The organism is Sphingopyxis sp. Geo48 (genome assembly GCF_949769155.1).
Classification (GTDB): Bacteria; Pseudomonadota; Alphaproteobacteria; order Sphingomonadales; family Sphingomonadaceae; genus Sphingopyxis.
Window position 1 is genome coordinate 89,168 of sequence record NZ_CATKPA010000004.1, and the last position, 15,945, is coordinate 105,112.

The following is a 15,945-nucleotide window of genomic DNA, read 5'->3' on the forward strand; positions in this document are numbered from 1 at the left end:
TCCGTCTCCTTGCTCTCAGGCCGCACCGACGGCGCTGCCGCGCTGCGCGATCGTGTCGATCAGCCGGTGGAGTGCGACGGCATCGTCGAAGCTTGGGGCAAGCGACGTCCCCCCGAGCATGTCCGAGGCGAGCCGTTCATAGGCGAGGGCGACGCTTTGCGCCGGGCCGGCCTCGAAGCGCGTTGCGCCATAGCGCTCGGGAATCTCCAGGGCGTGGAGCGTCTCTTCGCCGCGCGCGCCGCGAAGCTCGAAGTCGCCAATCCCGACATATCCGACGGGAGCGGTCAGGATGAGATCGCCGGCGGTGCCGTTGATCTCGACGTGGAAATTGGTGCCGCGCGACAGGCCGCCCCGGAAATGGGCCGAAAGCGCCGCGCCATTGCCGAGGCGCCCCGCGACCATCACCTGGTCGGCGACGGTCATCGGCACTTCGGCGCCCGTCTCCTCGATGCGAATGGTGGGGCGCGCCGTGCCGAGTACCGCCGACAGGTTGTCGAACTCGCTGCCGAGGACATGAAGGAGGCCGTCGAGCGAGTGCGCGAACGGCACGTTCAGCATCGCCGCCCCGCTTGCCGGATCGAGCGTGTAGGCGAAGCCCTCGCTCAGCGTTTCGCCCCAGACGATACCCGAGCCGATCATCGTCGCCGAGAGCGGCTTGCCGACATAACCCTCGGCGATGAGGTCGCGCATATGGGCGAAGGCCGGAATGGCACGGGTCTGGAGGCCGATAGCGGTGCGAACGCCGTGCCGCGCCGCAAGGTCGCGCATTGCAGTCGCCTCCGCGAGGCTCGTCCCGAGCGGCCACTCCGAAAAGATGGCCTTCCCGGCAGCCGCCGCTTTCGCGACGAGATCGCGATGCTCGAGCACCTTCACCGCGACGACGACAAGATCGACATCGCCATGCGCCACCAGCTCGTCGGCGGAGCCGAAAGCATGGTCGACGCCATATTTGGCGGCAGCCGCCGCGGCGACCTCGGGGCTGTGATGGCTGACAGCGGAGATGCGATACTGGGGAAGCTGCAGCAGGGCGGGGACATGGGCCGTGCTGGCCCAACCCTTGTCGGGATGCACGCCGATGATGCCGACGTTGATACGATCCTTGGTCATGATGGATTCCTATGCCTGGATGATGTCGAGGATGGTGCGGCGCAGCTCGAGCGCGGCGATGCGCCAGCCGTCGGGACCACGCTCCCAGATTTCGTGATAATGGCCGTAGCCGTTCATCCTCGCGGTCTCTCCCGGAGCGGCGTCGGGGAAGACAATAAGGTCTTCCATCGACCAGACCGCGGCCACGCGGCCGTCGGGGAGTTCGTCGATCTCGGCGTTATGGACCTGGTGGATCGACCGGCCCTTTTCGAGGAACTGGCTCGACAGGGCAACGAATGCGTCGCGCTCGTCGAAGGCGAACAGGAGATCGCCGTCGGGGCCGAACATGCGGATCTTCGGGGCTTCGGCGAGAAGCCCCGCGAAGGCCTCCCACTGCTTGGTGTCGATGAAGCGGCAGTAGCGGGCTTTCGCCGCTGCTACTTCGTCGGTCGGGCTCTTTATAGTCATGCTGTTGTTCCTGCGTCTGGAGGGGAGAAAGACCGGAGCAGGCGTCGCCCGCGTTTCGCGGGTCGGCGCCTGCCCTTCGGGTTCGGGTCAGCTCTGGATGAAGGCGAGGAGGTCGGCGTTGACCTGCTCCTTCATCGTGATCGGCATGCCGTGCGGGCCGCCTTCGTAAATCTTGAGCTGCCCCTGCGGGAGGAGGCCCACGGAGAGGCGCGCCGAGGCATCGATCGGGACGATCTGGTCGTCCGAACCGTGGAGAACCAGCGTCGGGATCGTCATCCGCTTCAGGTCTTCGCTATAGTCGACCTCGGAAAATTCATGGACGCAGTCATATTGGCCCTTGAGGCCGCCCATCATGCCCTGCAGCCAGAAATGGTCGCGGGTGCCTTCCGAAATCGCCGCTCCGGCACGGTTGTAGCCGAAGAAAGGCGTCGTCAGATCCTTGTAGAACTGGCTGCGGTTGTCGAGCAGCGCGGCGCGGATGTCGTCGAAGGCCGCGAGCGGCGTCCCGTTGGGGTTGGTCTCGCTTTGCAGCATGACCGGCGGCACGGCGCTGATCAGAACCGCCTTGGCGACGCGGCTGGTGCCGTGACGGCCGATATAATGGGCAACTTCGCCGCCGCCCGTCGAATGGCCGACGAGAATGATGTCCCGAAGGTCGAGTGCCTCGATCAGGGCCGCGAGGTCGTCGGCATAATGGTCCATGTCGTTGCCGTCCCAGACCTGGTCGGAGCGGCCATGGCTGCGGCGATCATGCGCGATGACGCGATAACCCCGTTCGCCGAGGAACTGCATCTGGCTGTCCCAGGCATCGGCCGAGAGCGGCCAGCCATGGCAGAAAAGGACGGGCTGGCCGGCACCGAGATCCTTGTAGTAGATCGAAACGCCGTCGGGGGTCTTGATGAAGCTCATGATCCTACTCCTTGCTCATGCGCGAGAGATTTCGCGGGATTGGCGGGAGCATTTTCGGGTCGCGCGGGCACGCTTCCCATCATTCTTAGGTTTTAATTATGGCCCGGCGGGCTCAGTCGAAGACGTTCGCCGCGGGCGGGTCGCTCGCCGGAAAACTGTCTTCGAGCGCATGATCGATGCGCTCCTCGGTCGCGGCACGCGGGTCGGGTGTCCGCGCGGCTTCGAGGTCGGGGCGCTGGCTTGCGGTATCGGATTTCGACATGATCTGCCTCCACGGCGGGCACGGCTGTGCCGCTTGCAGAGCGAAGATAGGATCGCCGCGGGCCATGATGATTCACATCTTGGTATGACTGGACGGCCCTCGCGCCGTGCGCAGGATCAGCGGTTGAAGCGGCTCGCCGATGCCTCGCGCGCGCCCAGTTCCTCGGCCATCCGGACGAGGTCGGCGAGCGAGTCGGCCTGCATCTTGCGGGTCATGTTTCCACGGTGGATCTTCACGGTGATCTCGCTGAGCCCGAGACGCGCGGCGATCTGCTTGTTCATCAGGCCGGCGGTCACCAGTCCCATGATTTCACGCTCGCGGTTGGTGAGCGCGTTATAGCGCTGGCGGGTGCCGTCGAGCGCCGCGCTCGCGGCGCGCCGCACTTCATCCTTGCGGATCGCATCCGAAACTGCTGCCAGAAGCACATCGTCGGAAAGCGGCTTGGCGAGGAAATCGAGCGCTCCCGCCCGCATGCCGCGCACGGTCATCGGGATGTCGCCATAGCCGCTCATCAGGATGACCGGCACGGGGATCTCGTTGCCGGCGAGCTCTTCCTGGAAGTCGAGGCCGTTGGCATCGCCGAGATTGATGTCGAGCAATAGGCACGCCGCACGATCGACGCTGTCGCACATGACGAATTCCGAGGTCGAGGCGTAGGTCTGGACCGAGAACCCCTCAGCGCGCAGCAGGCTCTCGATGCTGCCGCGGATATCGGGATCGTCGTCGAGCACGCACACGAGCGGCGGCAGCGGCGGCGCGTTTTCGGGCGCCGTCTCGGCGCCGCCGCGGTTTTGCCTGATCAGCATAACACATCCTCCAGCTTGTCGATGAGAAGGTCGCCGTCGATCGGCTTCACGAAGAAGCCGGCCAAGCCCTGTTCCTTGGCGTCCCGGCGGACGACATCGGTCGGAAAGGCCGTCATGAGGATCACCGGCAGTGACGGTCGGTCGCGCGCAATCTTCCGGTGGAGTTCGAGGCCGTTCAGCCCGGGCATGTTGAAGTCGGTGAGAAGGCAATCGATGATGTCGCGGTGGGACGAGGCGAGGAAGCTTTCCGCGCTGCGAAAGCAGAACGGGCGATAGCCCGCCGATCGCAGCAGGCTTTCGATGCTGGTGCGGACATCTTCATCGTCGTCGACGACGCCCACCAATTTACTCGGCACGTCACTTCTCCTGACAGGAGCCTCCGCAACAGCAGCTGAGTGGCCCCGCCGCCATCATACCTAAGGATGATGTGGGCCCGGTATAGCATGGCGGCGGCGGCTCCGACCCGCCTAAACCGCGACCGGGATGGTGAAGCTGATCGTTGCCCCGCCACCGGGATTGTTGGCGGCGGAAATGCGCCCGCCATGCGCCTCGACGATCGATCGCGAAATCGACAGCCCCATGCCCATTCCGTCGGGTTTCGTCGTGTAAAAGGCGTCGAACAGGGCATGCGGTTCGATCCCGACGATACCGCTGCCGCGATCCACGACAGCGATGTGCGCCATGCCCTCCGTATCGATCGTGGCCGTAATCGATATATCGCCCCCCGGTTCGGCCCCCGCGCTTGCATGGATTGCGTTCATGACGAGGTTCACCAGAATCTGCTGGATCTGGATACGGTCGGCCGCGATGCTGATGTCCGAGGGCTCGATTTCGGTGCGGATCGTGATGCGTGCCGCGCACGCTTCGCGATCGACCAGCGCCAGCGCTTCGTCAACGAGCTCGGCGAGCGAGATCGCTTCGATCTGGGCGCTGCCCTTGCGCGCGAGGTTCCGGACCCTCGCGATGATCGTGCCCGCGCGCTCGCTGTTCGCGTCGATCCGCTCGATGCAGTTCGCCACTTCGTCAAGGTCGGGCGTGTCGCGCTTGAGCCAGCGGCGTGCCGATTTCGCATAGGTCATGATCGCCGACAGCGGCTGATTGACCTCATGGGCGATGGAGGCCGCAAGCTGACCGAGAATCGACACGCGCGACGCATGGGCGAGTTCGATCATGTTGCGTTCGAGCCGGGCGCGGTCCTCATTTCGCTCGGTCATGTCTATGGCCATGATGAGGACGCGCGACCAGGGTTCGCCCTCGGGGACGAGTCTCACGCGCAGGACTACGTCGATCGGCTTGCCCTTGAGATTAGTTATCCGCGTCTCGACCTCGACCAAATCCTCGCCGCTTGCCAGCCGCGCGAAAAGCGTCGCAAGCGCGAGGCCGTTCGTCTCGGGATAGCGTGCGATGACATTCTTCCCGATCAATTCGCTCCGATCGGCAACGCCGAAGAGCGTCGCGGCCGCCTGGTTAGCCTCATGGATATGCGGCGTTGCCGCCACCTTCCGGAGCAGGTCCGGATTGGCGATGAGATAGGCTTCCAGATTTTCGCCATCGGGAGCGATCGTCGCGAGGAGCTGCCGCACCCCGGTCCAGTCGGTCTCCCACGCGGCGAACCCGGCGGCATCGAAAATGGCCTGGTAGCGATTTTCGGAGGCGCGACGAGCCGCATCGGCCCGGCGCTGCTCCGACAAATCGATGCTTGCCTCGATCAGCCCGTCGGGCGCGCCGGCGAGATTGCGACGGCGCACCATGCGCGTCGATACCACAAAAGGCGCGCCGTCCTTCCCCACGCCCGCCATCTCTTCGGTAAGGTCGCCGCTCTGCTCGAGCCGTTGTTTCGCGGCCTCGCGCGGGGCATCGAGCGTGATGAGGTCGTCATAGGCCCTGCCGACCGCCTCCTCCGCGGACCAGCCATAAATCCGCGCCGCGCCTTCGTTCCAGCCCGCCACGCGGTCATGACGATCGAGGACGATCACGCTGTCGTGCGTCAACGCGAGGATATTGGCCTGTTCGCTGCAAAGCTTCCTCGTGCTGAGAATGCCGTAGGAAAGGATGGTGGTGACACCGATCGCGGCGAGGCTGACGCCGAGCCGGACATGCGCGGCGCCGACCGGCTCGCCCCAATGACCGGCAAGGAAGGCAATCATTGCCGCGATCGCGGCGACTATGCCGCCCAGCGCGACCATGACCGGTCTGCCGCCCCGCGTCAGCAGGATGATGCAGACCGTATATAATACGGCGATTGCCCCGCCGAGCGGGCTGAACATGTCGACCGCGAAGATGCCGATACCGAGCGCCAATGCGAGCAGCGCGAACGCGGTTGACCCTGTAAGCCTTGTCCCCATCGGCCCCCTCCGGACGGACAGCATATGTGCTGCTGTCTGCCGCCATCGCACCGGACCGGATGACCGGGCAAGCGCAATCGGCGGGTCTAAACCTTCATATTAGTTACTCGCCCTCTCAACTGACCGATGATCGGCTCCTCGCAACAGCATCGGAGTCATATCATGAGCAATATTCTGTTTCGCCGCCCGGGTCTGGCCTCGAGCGCCCTCCTTGCATTGGCTCTTGCCGTCGGCGCACCGGCGCATGCCGACGAGGCTGCCAAAACGCCCTATGACATCATCAATACGGCGACCGCGGCTTCGCCGGTCACGCCCACCGCGCTGCGCGGCAATGTGACCGTGCTCGACGGCGCCGGCGGTTCGATCGTCGCGCTCGCGGGCCCGCAGGGGCTGCTGCTCGTCGACGACGGCATCGCGGTGTCGCGCGCAAAGATCGAAGAGGTGCTGACGGGCCTGCGTCCCGGCGGCCTCAACTTCGTCATCAATACGCATTGGCACTGGGACCACACCGACGGCAACGGCTGGGCGCATGAAGATGGCGCGACGATCATCGCGCATCGCAACACCGCCGCTCACCTCGATAAGTCGATCCGCGTCGTGGAATGGGGGCACACCTTCGATCCGGTGCCTGCGGGTTACCGTCCGGCGATGCTCGTCGATGAAGAGAAGGTCATGACCTTCAATGGCGAGACCGTCGAGATCCGCCATTATATGCCCTCGCATACCGACGGCGACCTTTCGGTCTATTTCCGCAAGGCGAATGTTCTCGCGACCGGCGATACCTGGTGGAACGGCGTCTATCCGTTCATCGACTATGTCGCGGGCGGCGGCATCGACGGCATGATCCGTGCGGCTAACTGGAACATCGAGAAGTCCGGGGCGGAAACGATCGTCGTGCCTGGCCACGGCCCGGTCGGATCGCGCGCCGATCTCGTAGCCTTCCGGGACATGCTGGTCACGATCCGCAACCGCGTCGCGGCGTTGAAGGCACAGGGCAAGTCGCTCGACGAGACGATCGCTGCCAAGCCGTCGGCCGAATTCGACGCGAAATGGGGCGGCGGGGTGATCAATCCGGCGCTCTTCACCCAACTCGTCTACCGCGGCGTCTGAACCCTCTCTCCCCCCTGGGCGGCGACCGGAACCCGGTCGCCGCCTTCTTTTTTCAGGCGACGAGTGGTGCGGCGATCGCATTGATCGCCGATATTGCCGCCATGGGTTCGAGCCGAAGCTGAAGTCCGCGCTGGCCCCCATTCACATAGACATAAGGCTCGGCAAGCGCGCTCTCTTCGATCGCAGTCGACACCTGCTTGCGCTGTCCGAAAGGGCTGATGCCGCCGACATGATAGCCGGTCAGGCGCTCCGCATCTGCCGGCGCCATCATCGCAGCCGATTTGCCGCCGAGCGCGGCGGCGAGCTTTTTCATCGACACCTCGCGATCTGACGGGACGATTACGCAGACCGGCTTGCCATCGACTTTCGCCATCAACGTCTTCAGTACCCGCCGGGGCTCCTCTCCAAGCGCTTCGGCAGCCTGGACGCCGATGCGATCCGCGCCCGGATCATAGTCGTAAGTGCGGGTCTCAAAGGCGATTCCTGCCTTTTCGAGTGCCCTCGTTGCTGGCGTGGTCCGTGCCATGCCTTCTCTCCATCAATGTGCCCACCGCGTGATTGCGGTTTCTGTCGGTTGGCGCATCGGCGCCCGAACCGGGCAGCGCGGTTAGTCCAAGTCACGGTGCGGGCAAATTCGTACCTAGGTATGAATAGCGCCTCGGTCATCCGCGATGAACAATGATCGCGCATCGGCCGCGCGCGGCGCGGCGGGAAGGAGCCCGACCAATGGCGCAACCCTTTGATTTTCACGGCGCGCGCGGCAACCGCCTGTCGGGGCTTGTCGATCGTCCTGCGGCGACGCCGCGCGGATGGGCGATTTTCGCCCACTGCTTTACCTGCGGCAAGGACAGCCTCGCGGCGGTGCGGATCGCGCGTGCGCTTGCGCGGCAGGGTATCGGTGCGTTGCGGTTCGACTTTGCCGGCCTCGGCTCGAGCGAAGGCGCGTTCGGCGAGACACGCTTCGCTGATAATGCCGACGACTTGATCGCGGCGGGCGAGGCTATGGAAGCGGCAGGCATGCCGCCCGCCCTCCTCATCGGTCACAGCTTCGGAGGGGCGGCAGCACTTGCCGCCGCCGGCGCGATGCCCGGGATCAGGGCGATCGCAACGATTGCGGCGCCCGCAGAGGTCCGCCATGTGCTTCACCTCCTTGACCCGGCGAGCCTTCAGCAGATCGATGTCGAGGGACGCGCCGACGTCCTCTTGGCCGGCCGGCACTTCTCCCTCGATCGCAGCTTTGTGGCGGACGCGCGTCAGCAGGATTTGCTGCCGCGCGTCGCGACGCTGCACCGGCCGCTCCTGATTCTCCATGCCCCTCGCGACGAACTCGTCGGGATAGACAATGCTTCGGCGCTGTTCGGCGCCGCGAAGCACCCCAAGAGCTTCGTCTCGCTGGGCGAGGCAGATCATCTTCTCACCGGTCCCGGCGATGCGGAATTCGCTGCGGCCATGATTGCCGCGTGGGCGCCTCGATATTTGCCAATCCTGGAGGCCGACCTGGAAGCGCCCGACGGCGGCGGTGTTGTCGCTGAAGAAACTGTTGGTGGCAAATTTCAGCTGGCGGTGCGGAGCGGGTCGCACAACTTCTTCGCCGACGAACCGATTTCCGAAGGTGGACTAGATTCCGGGTTGGCGCCCTATGAACTGGTATCGGCAGGGCTGGCAGCCTGTACGACGATGACAATGCGTCTCTATGCCGATCGCAAGGGCTTCGGGCTTGCCAAAGCGAGGACGATCGTAACGCATGACAAGCGCAGCGGCCAAACCCCGCAAGACGTGTTCACGCGAACGATCGAGCTCGAAGGAAGTTTGTCGGAGGAGGAGCGCGAAAGGATCCTGGCGATCGCGGAGCGGTGCCCCGTAGATCTGACGCTGGTCCGCGGATCGGAAGTCGTCACATGCCTGGCCACGGGGCGATACTGACGACGCACCGACGTTCATCAGGGATGTCGGCAGACCCTCACCGGCGCCGCGTGGAGAGTATTTTCCCGCTCGGTTTGTTCCAAACTGGTCGGTCCTTCTGGCGCTCCGCAGTGGAAATTTATGGTCGAGCGATAGGCTTCGCTTTGTCGGAATTCCTCCTGCCGTGAGAGGTGAACGCCTTGTCGATTTGGGACACGCGGTCGCAAAATGCCTCGCTGAAGCTCACAAAAATTAGGGCTAAAGCACGGTATATTCACTAAGTATCGACACAATATGATTTTTTAACAACGGTTTAAGTTGGCCGAAAACATCTGCCGCCCCAGACAGCCGGTGTTTTCAGAAGCGCGCTTCAGTCCTCGCGGCCTCTCAGTAAATCAACGAAAACAGTTGGTTATCTCGAGATGGAATCGTGGCTCCGCTCAGGACATCCTCTTTCAGCCCGTCAATACCAGCCTGGGGTCGAAGGGCGAGAGCGGATGGTCGGCGTCGCTGTGGGCGAAGAATCTGTTCAACAGCTATTCTTGGTCGGTGGTCGCGAGCAATGCCATGTCGTGGTACGTTCCCCGAACCCGTCGCGCAGCTATGGGCTGAGGCTGGGCTTCGACTTCTGAGCCATCGCGGGAAGGGCGCGTGCGGCTATGCAGGACAAGTATCTGGGCACGATAATCGACTTCGCATCTCCCGCCGGGGAGCCGGCCCTGCTTGCGCCCGACAGCGTCCAGTGGCGCGTATACAAGAATCCGGTCGCGCTCGGCATCGGTGGTATAGCGGCGGTGCTGCTGGAATTTGCCGAGCCGCGCATCCGGACGGGCGTTTGGGATCATTCGACATACAAGGCCGATCCGATCGGTCGCTCGCGCCGCACCGGACTCGTCGCGATGCTTGCCTGCTACGGTCCGGCGAGCATGGCGAAAGAGGTCATCGGCAAGGTCAATCGCATGCACGGCGCGGTGAAGGGCGCGACCCCGGCCGGCGAAGAATATCGCGCGCTCGATCCAATCCTGCTCGATTGGGTCGCAGCCACCGCCTCCTACGGCTTCCTGACGGCCTATGATCGTTTCGTCCATCGGCTGAGCGCCGCGGACAAGGATCGCTTCATGCGCGACGGCGACGCGATCGGCCGCGAATTCGGCGCCCGGCGCCTGCCGCAGACGATCGATGCGTTCATGGCGATGATGGCGCAGCTTGCACCGCGCTTCGAACCGCACCCGATCATCTTCGAATTTCTCGACATCATCGAGTCCGGCCGCGCTGCACCGGGCGTGCCGCGCTTCCTGCACCGCGCGATAGCCCGCGCGTCGGTGTCGCTGCTGCCCGAGTCGGTCCGGCAGCAGCTCGATCTTGGTCCTCGCTATGATCTGACGCCGATCGACCGCCTGATGCTCCGGGCCGCGGGTCGCCTTGCCGACCGGCGCATCGACCGCAATTCGCCCGCGTGCCAGGCGAGTGTACGGCTTGGCCTGCCCCATGATTTTCTCTTTCGATCTAACGGCGAGAAAATCCGGATGCTGGCGAATCAGAAAGTGGAGCCAGGGTCCTGACCCTGGACGTTACCGGCCCGTCGTCGCGCGCTGGGGTCGGTTTTGGCGGCATCCGCCCATTGACCGGTGCGCGCGGGGCGTTCAGCTTCGCTTGCTGCGGCAACTCGATCAAGGTTTACCGATGGCGATTTCCATGCTCCGACGATCTTCCCTGCCCATCGGTACGCTGGGCACAGCGCTTTTGCTCCTTGCGCTCGCCGCCTGCGACGATGGTGCGCCGGGCGAAAAGGCCGCGGCGGTCGGCGCGCCGCGCCAGTGCCCCCGAATCGCGGACGCGCCCGTGAAGCTGCCGGGCGGCACCTTCGATATGGGCGAGGATGATGTGTATGACGAGGAAGGGCCGGTGCGGAGGACGACGGTCCGCGGCTTCTGGATCGACCCGCACGAGGTGACGAACCGCCAGTTCGCGGCGTTCGTGAAAGCGACCGGCTATGTCACGGTGGCCGAGAAGCCCGTCGATCCCAAACAGTTCAAGGCGCCCGCCGACCGGATTCCGCCCGACATGCTGAAGCCGGGATCGGCGGTCTTCACGCCCCCCGACTTTCCCTCGAACCGCTACACCGACTGGTGGAAATATGTCCCCGGCGCGAGCTGGCAAAAGCCCTATGGGCCGCAGGGTCCCGATCAGGTGCCGAACGAGCCGGTCGTCCATCTCGCGTGGGATGACATGATCGCCTATGCGAAATGGGCGGGGGGACGCATCCCGACCGAAGCCGAATGGGAATATGCCGCGAGCGCGGGGAAGCGGTCGAAGAATGTCCAGCCCGACGAGGCGAACAGCTGGCAGGGTGCCTTCCCGAACTACAATGCCGAAAGCGACGGCTTCAAGGGCGTTGCGCCCGTCGGCTGCTACAAGCCGAACGCCAACGGCCTGTACGACATGGTCGGCAATGTCTGGGAAGTGACGGCCGACTTCTTCCGTCCGGGTCACGACCCGAAGGACAGCGACGACCCGAAGGGACCCGACGAGGGCAGCGCCTATGACCCGCTCAATCCGGGGATGCCATCGCGCACGGTAAAGGGCGGCAGCTATCTATGCGCCCCAAATTATTGCCAGCGCTATCGCCCCGCCTCGCGGCAGGGGCGCGATCCCGGGATGGGCACCAGCAATGTCGGCTTCCGCCTGGTCTATGACAAGGCACCGGCCGGCTGATGCCGGGCAGCCCGGTCCGCGCGTCACTCACGATGTTGGCGAAAGGAAGGGCGATCCGAAATACCGCGCCTTTATCCCCCGTCCGCCGCGCTTGGCGGCCGCGACGGGGGAACAGGTTGTTCGTGCACGAGAAGAACAATAGGTGAACAAAATTTCTTTGTCAACTGGGCTTGATGGCCCGCGAGCCGGTTGACGGTACCCGCACTTTGCTGCCTAGCTGCAGCGAATGCGAAAGAAGGGATGAGGAATGACGCCGCAAATCAGTTTCGATCTTACGGGGCGCGTTGCGCTCGTAACCGGCGCCTCGTCGGGCCTCGGCGCCGGCTTTGCCAAGGTGCTCGCCGCGGCTGGGGCCAAGGTGGTCCTCGCGGCGCGCCGCGCCGACCGGCTCGCCGCACAGGTGGCCGAGATCGAGGCGGCCGGCGGGGAAGCGATTGCCGTCAGCCTCGACGTTACCGACGAAGCGTCGACGAAAGCGGCTTACGACGCCGCCGAAGCCGCGTTCGGCACGGTCGACACGATCATTGCCAATGCGGGCGTCGCAACCGAAAAAATGGCGTTCGGGCTGAGCGTCGAGGAGGTTGACGGGCTGTTGGCGGCGAACGTCCGCGGCGTCTTCCTGACGGTCACCGAGGGCGCAAAGCGGCTCGACGCCGCAGGCAGCCGCGACAAGCAGAACGGACGTATCGTCATCATCGGATCGATCACCGCGGAGAAGGTGTTTCCCGCGACCTCGGTCTATGGCGCGACCAAGGCGGCGGTGCGGCATCTGGGCAAGGCACTGGCGCGCGAATGGGCGCGGCGCGGGATCAGCGTCAATGTGATCCAGCCCGGCTATTTCGAATCCGAAATGACCGCCGCGCTCTTCGAGAGCGAGGTCGGGGCGCAGATGGTCAAGAGCTTCCCGCGGCAACGGATGCGGCCTCCGAGCGACCTGCATGCGCCGCTGCTGATGCTCTGCTCGGACGCGGCACTCGGGATCACCGGAACCGTGATCACCGTCGATGACGGACAGACGCTGTGAACGGCGAACTGCTGATCGAGGCGCGGGGGGCGGTCGAGATCGCGACGCTGAACCGGCCCGAACGGCTCAACGCGCTGAACGAGGGACTGGTCGACGAACTCAACGCCTACTTCGGCGGGCTCGCCGACCGTAAGGATGTGCGCGTCGTCATCCTGCGCGGTGCGGGGCGCGGCTTTTGTGCCGGGCTCGACATCCAGGAGGATCGGTCGAGCGACGAAACGCCGGTGCTGCGCACGCTCCGCACCCAGACGAACATCGGCAATATCTATCGCAAGATGCGCGCCTGTCCGCAGCCGATCATCGCGCTCGGCCACGGCGCCGCGGCAGGCGGCGGCCTGTCGCTGTTGCTCGCGTCCGACGTCCGCTATGCGACGCCCGATTTCCGCTGCAACGCCGCCTATATCCGCATCGGGCTTGGCGGTTGCGACATGGCGTCGAGCTATTTCCTGCCGCGCCTTGTCGGGGCGAGCCTCGCGTCGGAGATGATCCTGACCGGACGCTTTATCGATGCCGAGCGGGCCCTGCGCGCGGGACTCGTCAGCGAGATCGTCGGGCAGGACGAACTGCTGGATCGCGGACTGGCGCTCGCCGACGAGATGTTGGCGACAAGCCCGTACGGACTGCGGCTGTCGAAGCAGGCGCTGAACCTCAATATCGATGCGCAAAGCCTCGACACCGCGATGGCGATCGAGGATCGGCAACAGGTGATCCTTTCGGTAACCGAGGACCATCGCGAGGCGCTGGCTGCCTTCCTCGAAAAGCGCGCGCCCGAATATCGCGAACGCTAGATCGCGCCCATTGACTCCCCGATATATTGACATATCAAGTGCCAATATAAAGGCGGGGAGAGAAGCAATGGCGGTGCCTGTCCGGGCCAGAGGGGTGCCGGGTCGCAAAGGCAGGTCCGGATACGCTGCCAGTGTCGTTTCAGCTGCCCTGCTCGCGGCGGCGCCGATGGTGGTCCATGCCACTCCGGCGCCGCCGCGCCATCCCAATATCGTGATCCTGCTTGCCGACGACTGGGGGTTCAGCGACGTCGGTTCGTTCGGGGCCGAAATCGCGACCCCGAACATCGACGCGCTCGCGATGGCAGGGATGCGCTTCTCGAACTTTCACGTCGCCGGATCCTGCTCGCCGACGCGCGCGATGTTGCAGACGGGGGTGATGAATCACAGGAACGGCCTCGGCAACATGCCCGAGACGATCCCAGACGCGCATCGCGGCAAGCCCGGCTACGACACGGTGATGAATTTCCGCGTCGTGACGGTCGCGCAGCTTCTGAAAGCCGCAGGATATCGTACCTACCTGACCGGAAAATGGCATCTCGGCAGCGACGCGAAGCGCCTGCCGCACGCGCGCGGCTATGACCGCGCCTACAGCCTCGCCGATGCCGGCGCCGACAATTTCGAACAGCGGCCGATCGAGGGTATGTACGCGACCGCGGCGTGGACCGAAAATGGCAAGCCCGCGACTTTGCCCAGGGATTATTATTCGTCGCGCTTCGTCGTCCAGAAGATGATCGATTATATCGAGGCCGACCGGGCAAGCGGCAAACCCTTCCTCGCCTCGGTCAATTTCCTCGCCAATCATATTCCGGTGCAGGCGCCCGACAGCGACATCGCGCGCTATGCCGCGATGTACAAGGAGGGCTGGACCGCACTGCGCGAAGCGCGGGCGAAGCGTGCCGCGGCGCTCGGCATCATGTCACAGGGCGCGCCGATGGTGACGATGGCGACCACGCCCGACTGGGCGACGCAGGACGCCGAGGAACGCGCGGCGGCGATCCGCGTGATGCAGGCTTATGGCGGGATGGCGACCGCGATGGACCGCGAGATCGGCCGTCTCGTCGCGCATCTCAAGGCCACCGGCGATTATGAGAATACGATTTTCGTATTCCTGTCCGACAATGGCCCCGAACCGACCGATCCGTTCAACCGGACGATCAACCGGCTGTTCCTCAACAGCAAATATGACACCTCGACCGCGAATATCGGCCGGCGCGGCAGTTTCAGCGCGATCGGGCCCGGATGGGCAAGCGCGTCGGCATCGCCGCTGTCGGGTTACAAGTTCACCGCGTCCGAGGGCGGGCTGCGCGTTCCGCTGATCATCGCCTGGCCGGGGCACGCTCAAATCCGCGCCGGGACGATCAACGACGGCTTCGCGCATGTCACCGACATATTGCCGACCTTGCTCGACCTCGCGGGGGTCACGGGGCAACAGGGTCGATGGGAAGGCCGGCCGGTGGAGAGCATCGTCGGACGCAGCCTGGTGCCGATGCTGGCGGGCGCCGAAGGCAGCGTCCATGGCGACACACCGCTTGGCTACGAATTGTCGGGCAATGCCGCGCTGTTCCGCGGCGACTACAAGCTGGTGCGCAACCTCGCGCCGACCGGGGACGGAATGTGGCGATTGTTCAATCTCAAGGCCGATCCCGGCGAGACGAACGACCTGTCGGCGGCGATGCCTAACCGCTTCGCCGCGATGCGCGCCGACTATGCCAACTATGCCAAGGCGAACGGCGTGCTGGAGATGCCCGCGGGCTATACCGCCGACGAGCAGATCAACCGCTATGCGTTCGAACGGCAGGGCAAGCCGCGCCTCATTCGCTTTGCGACATGGGCGGGCGGGATCATTGTGCTGCTCGCTGCATTGTTGTGGTGGCGGCGCCGGCGGCGGCGTGTCTAGGGTCCTGACCCTAGGCCAGGCTCGCGACCAGCGCTTCGACCGTCCGCTCGACCACTGCGCTCGCATCCTCGACCGAGAGTGCCTGGTCCTGCCGGATCGCGCGCCAGCTCTGGAACGACAGCGCCGAGCACAAAGCCTCGACGAAATAGCGATCGCCACTCACCTCGGCGGGCAGCAGGCGCAGCACGAACTCGCGCTCCAGCGCCACCACCTGCCCATATTGCGCCATCAGATAGGGCGATTGGTAGCGTTTGATGTTTGCGGCGAGGCGGAAGGGCAGCATCAACTCGAACACCCGCGCGCGCCGCCGCGTCAGATCGCGCAGCTTGGCGCGCCAGTCATCGCCGCGATGGGGTTCGCTGATGATCGGCCAGATGCGCTCGCCGACGATCTTCGAAATCTCGCGATAGAGCGCGTCCATATCGTCGAAGTGACGGAAAACGGTGCGCAGGCCGACGCCCGCCTCTTCGGCGACGCGCGCCGCGCTGGGGGTCAGGTCGCCGCTTTCGATGAGCGCCATCATCGCGGCGACGATCCGCTTGTGGTTAGACCGGCCGCGCTCGCGCCGGCCATCGACGCGCGGTTCGGCCGCGCCGACGATCCGTTCGATTTTGGTCCTGTCCCCCATGCCTC

The 15,945-nt window shown here is 64.8% G+C and carries 16 protein-coding genes; 7 read left to right on the plus strand and 9 right to left on the minus strand.

What is annotated here, in order from left to right; translation table 11 throughout:
• Nucleotides 1–15: 15 nt before the first annotated feature.
• The 7 genes from QOL79_RS14485 to QOL79_RS14515 all read right to left on the minus strand — a co-directional run bounded on the left by QOL79_RS14485 (nt 16) and on the right by QOL79_RS14515 (nt 5,876).
• A complete protein-coding gene (locus QOL79_RS14485) occupies nt 16–1,107 on the minus strand; it encodes a Gfo/Idh/MocA family protein (RefSeq protein ID WP_058457083.1) in 1,092 nt (363 codons plus the stop codon).
• A gap of 9 nt (nt 1,108–1,116) precedes the next feature.
• Nucleotides 1,117–1,554 carry a nuclear transport factor 2 family protein gene (locus QOL79_RS14490; protein WP_058457084.1) on the minus strand — a complete coding sequence of 146 codons (438 nt, stop codon included), beginning with the start codon at nt 1,552–1,554 and terminating at the stop codon, nt 1,117–1,119.
• An 87-nt stretch (nt 1,555–1,641) separates the two neighbouring features.
• A complete protein-coding gene (locus QOL79_RS14495; RefSeq protein WP_156416513.1) occupies nt 1,642–2,463 on the minus strand; it encodes an alpha/beta fold hydrolase in 822 nt (273 codons plus the stop codon).
• Between the two features lie 112 nt (nt 2,464–2,575).
• Entirely contained in the window at nt 2,576–2,725 is a 150-nt protein-coding gene (locus tag QOL79_RS14500) for a hypothetical protein (RefSeq protein ID WP_156416512.1), read from the minus strand.
• Between the two features lie 116 nt (nt 2,726–2,841).
• On the minus strand, nt 2,842–3,531 hold the full coding sequence (locus QOL79_RS14505; RefSeq protein ID WP_082657649.1) for a response regulator transcription factor: 690 nt from the start codon (nt 3,529–3,531) through the stop codon (nt 2,842–2,844).
• Nucleotides 3,525–3,887, minus strand: a complete 363-nt coding sequence (locus tag QOL79_RS14510; protein ID WP_058457086.1) for a response regulator transcription factor — start codon at nt 3,885–3,887, stop codon at nt 3,525–3,527. Before QOL79_RS14510 ends, QOL79_RS14505 begins: the two co-directional genes overlap by 7 nt.
• A 111-nt stretch (nt 3,888–3,998) precedes the next feature.
• Nucleotides 3,999–5,876 (minus strand): PAS domain-containing sensor histidine kinase, encoded by a 1,878-nt coding sequence (locus QOL79_RS14515; RefSeq protein ID WP_167541767.1) that lies wholly within the window; start codon nt 5,874–5,876, stop codon nt 3,999–4,001.
• A gap of 162 nt (nt 5,877–6,038) precedes the next feature.
• Here QOL79_RS14515 and QOL79_RS14520 point away from each other — a divergent pair, with 162 nt between their 5' ends.
• The gene (locus tag QOL79_RS14520) at nt 6,039–6,986 is read left to right on the plus strand and encodes an MBL fold metallo-hydrolase (RefSeq protein ID WP_058457088.1); all 948 of its coding nucleotides are present in this window, start codon (nt 6,039–6,041) and stop codon (nt 6,984–6,986) included.
• Nucleotides 6,987–7,038: 52 nt separating this feature from the next.
• Here QOL79_RS14520 and ybaK read toward each other — a convergent pair whose 3' ends face one another.
• Entirely contained in the window at nt 7,039–7,512 is a 474-nt protein-coding gene (gene ybaK, locus QOL79_RS14525) for a Cys-tRNA(Pro) deacylase (protein WP_058457089.1), read from the minus strand.
• A gap of 200 nt (nt 7,513–7,712) precedes the next feature.
• On the opposite strand from ybaK, the gene QOL79_RS14530 reads away from it, so the two are divergent.
• The 6 genes from QOL79_RS14530 (at nt 7,713) to QOL79_RS14555 (ending at nt 15,312) form a co-directional block, all read left to right on the plus strand.
• Nucleotides 7,713–8,909 carry a bifunctional alpha/beta hydrolase/OsmC family protein gene (locus tag QOL79_RS14530; RefSeq protein WP_058457090.1) on the plus strand — a complete coding sequence of 399 codons (1,197 nt, stop codon included), beginning with the start codon at nt 7,713–7,715 and terminating at the stop codon, nt 8,907–8,909.
• Nucleotides 8,910–9,547: 638 nt separating this feature from the next.
• Nucleotides 9,548–10,450 carry an oxygenase MpaB family protein gene (locus tag QOL79_RS14535; protein WP_058457091.1) on the plus strand — a complete coding sequence of 301 codons (903 nt, stop codon included), beginning with the start codon at nt 9,548–9,550 and terminating at the stop codon, nt 10,448–10,450.
• 133 nt (nt 10,451–10,583) lie between these two features.
• The gene (locus tag QOL79_RS14540) at nt 10,584–11,603 is read left to right on the plus strand and encodes a formylglycine-generating enzyme family protein (protein ID WP_058800157.1); all 1,020 of its coding nucleotides are present in this window, start codon (nt 10,584–10,586) and stop codon (nt 11,601–11,603) included.
• 247 nt (nt 11,604–11,850) lie between these two features.
• Nucleotides 11,851–12,627, plus strand: coding sequence for an SDR family NAD(P)-dependent oxidoreductase (locus QOL79_RS14545; RefSeq protein ID WP_058457093.1), 777 nt, complete (start codon nt 11,851–11,853; stop codon nt 12,625–12,627).
• On the plus strand, nt 12,624–13,415 hold the full coding sequence (locus QOL79_RS14550) for an enoyl-CoA hydratase/isomerase family protein (protein WP_058457094.1): 792 nt from the start codon (nt 12,624–12,626) through the stop codon (nt 13,413–13,415). The genes QOL79_RS14545 and QOL79_RS14550 overlap by 4 nt, the downstream gene beginning before the upstream one ends.
• A 166-nt stretch (nt 13,416–13,581) precedes the next feature.
• A complete protein-coding gene (locus tag QOL79_RS14555; RefSeq protein WP_283420049.1) occupies nt 13,582–15,312 on the plus strand; it encodes an arylsulfatase in 1,731 nt (576 codons plus the stop codon).
• Nucleotides 15,313–15,322: 10 nt separating this feature from the next.
• On the opposite strand, the gene QOL79_RS14560 is transcribed toward QOL79_RS14555, so the two are convergent.
• Nucleotides 15,323–15,940, minus strand: coding sequence for a TetR/AcrR family transcriptional regulator (locus QOL79_RS14560; protein ID WP_058457096.1), 618 nt, complete (start codon nt 15,938–15,940; stop codon nt 15,323–15,325).
• Nucleotides 15,941–15,945 lie beyond the last annotated feature (5 nt).

Excerpts from the sequence above, each read along its gene's own strand:
- QOL79_RS14560 (WP_058457096.1), bottom strand. The coding sequence starts at position 15,940 with ATGGGGGACAGGACCAAAATCGAACGGATCGTCGGCGCGGCCGAACCG.
- QOL79_RS14545 (WP_058457093.1), top strand. The coding sequence starts at position 11,851 with ATGACGCCGCAAATCAGTTTCGATCTTACGGGGCGCGTTGCGCTCGTA.
- QOL79_RS14500 (WP_156416512.1), bottom strand. The coding sequence starts at position 2,725 with ATGTCGAAATCCGATACCGCAAGCCAGCGCCCCGACCTCGAAGCCGCG.
- ybaK (WP_058457089.1), bottom strand. The coding sequence starts at position 7,512 with ATGGCACGGACCACGCCAGCAACGAGGGCACTCGAAAAGGCAGGAATC.
- QOL79_RS14555 (WP_283420049.1), top strand. The coding sequence starts at position 13,582 with ATGGTGGTCCATGCCACTCCGGCGCCGCCGCGCCATCCCAATATCGTG.
- QOL79_RS14485 (WP_058457083.1), bottom strand. The coding sequence starts at position 1,107 with ATGACCAAGGATCGTATCAACGTCGGCATCATCGGCGTGCATCCCGAC.
- QOL79_RS14540 (WP_058800157.1), top strand. The coding sequence starts at position 10,584 with ATGCTCCGACGATCTTCCCTGCCCATCGGTACGCTGGGCACAGCGCTT.
- QOL79_RS14515 (WP_167541767.1), bottom strand. The coding sequence starts at position 5,876 with ATGGGGACAAGGCTTACAGGGTCAACCGCGTTCGCGCTGCTCGCATTG.
- QOL79_RS14520 (WP_058457088.1), top strand. The coding sequence starts at position 6,039 with ATGAGCAATATTCTGTTTCGCCGCCCGGGTCTGGCCTCGAGCGCCCTC.
- QOL79_RS14530 (WP_058457090.1), top strand. The coding sequence starts at position 7,713 with ATGGCGCAACCCTTTGATTTTCACGGCGCGCGCGGCAACCGCCTGTCG.
- QOL79_RS14490 (WP_058457084.1), bottom strand. The coding sequence starts at position 1,554 with ATGACTATAAAGAGCCCGACCGACGAAGTAGCAGCGGCGAAAGCCCGC.
- QOL79_RS14495 (WP_156416513.1), bottom strand. The coding sequence starts at position 2,463 with ATGAGCTTCATCAAGACCCCCGACGGCGTTTCGATCTACTACAAGGAT.
- QOL79_RS14535 (WP_058457091.1), top strand. The coding sequence starts at position 9,548 with ATGCAGGACAAGTATCTGGGCACGATAATCGACTTCGCATCTCCCGCC.
- QOL79_RS14505 (WP_082657649.1), bottom strand. The coding sequence starts at position 3,531 with ATGCTGATCAGGCAAAACCGCGGCGGCGCCGAGACGGCGCCCGAAAAC.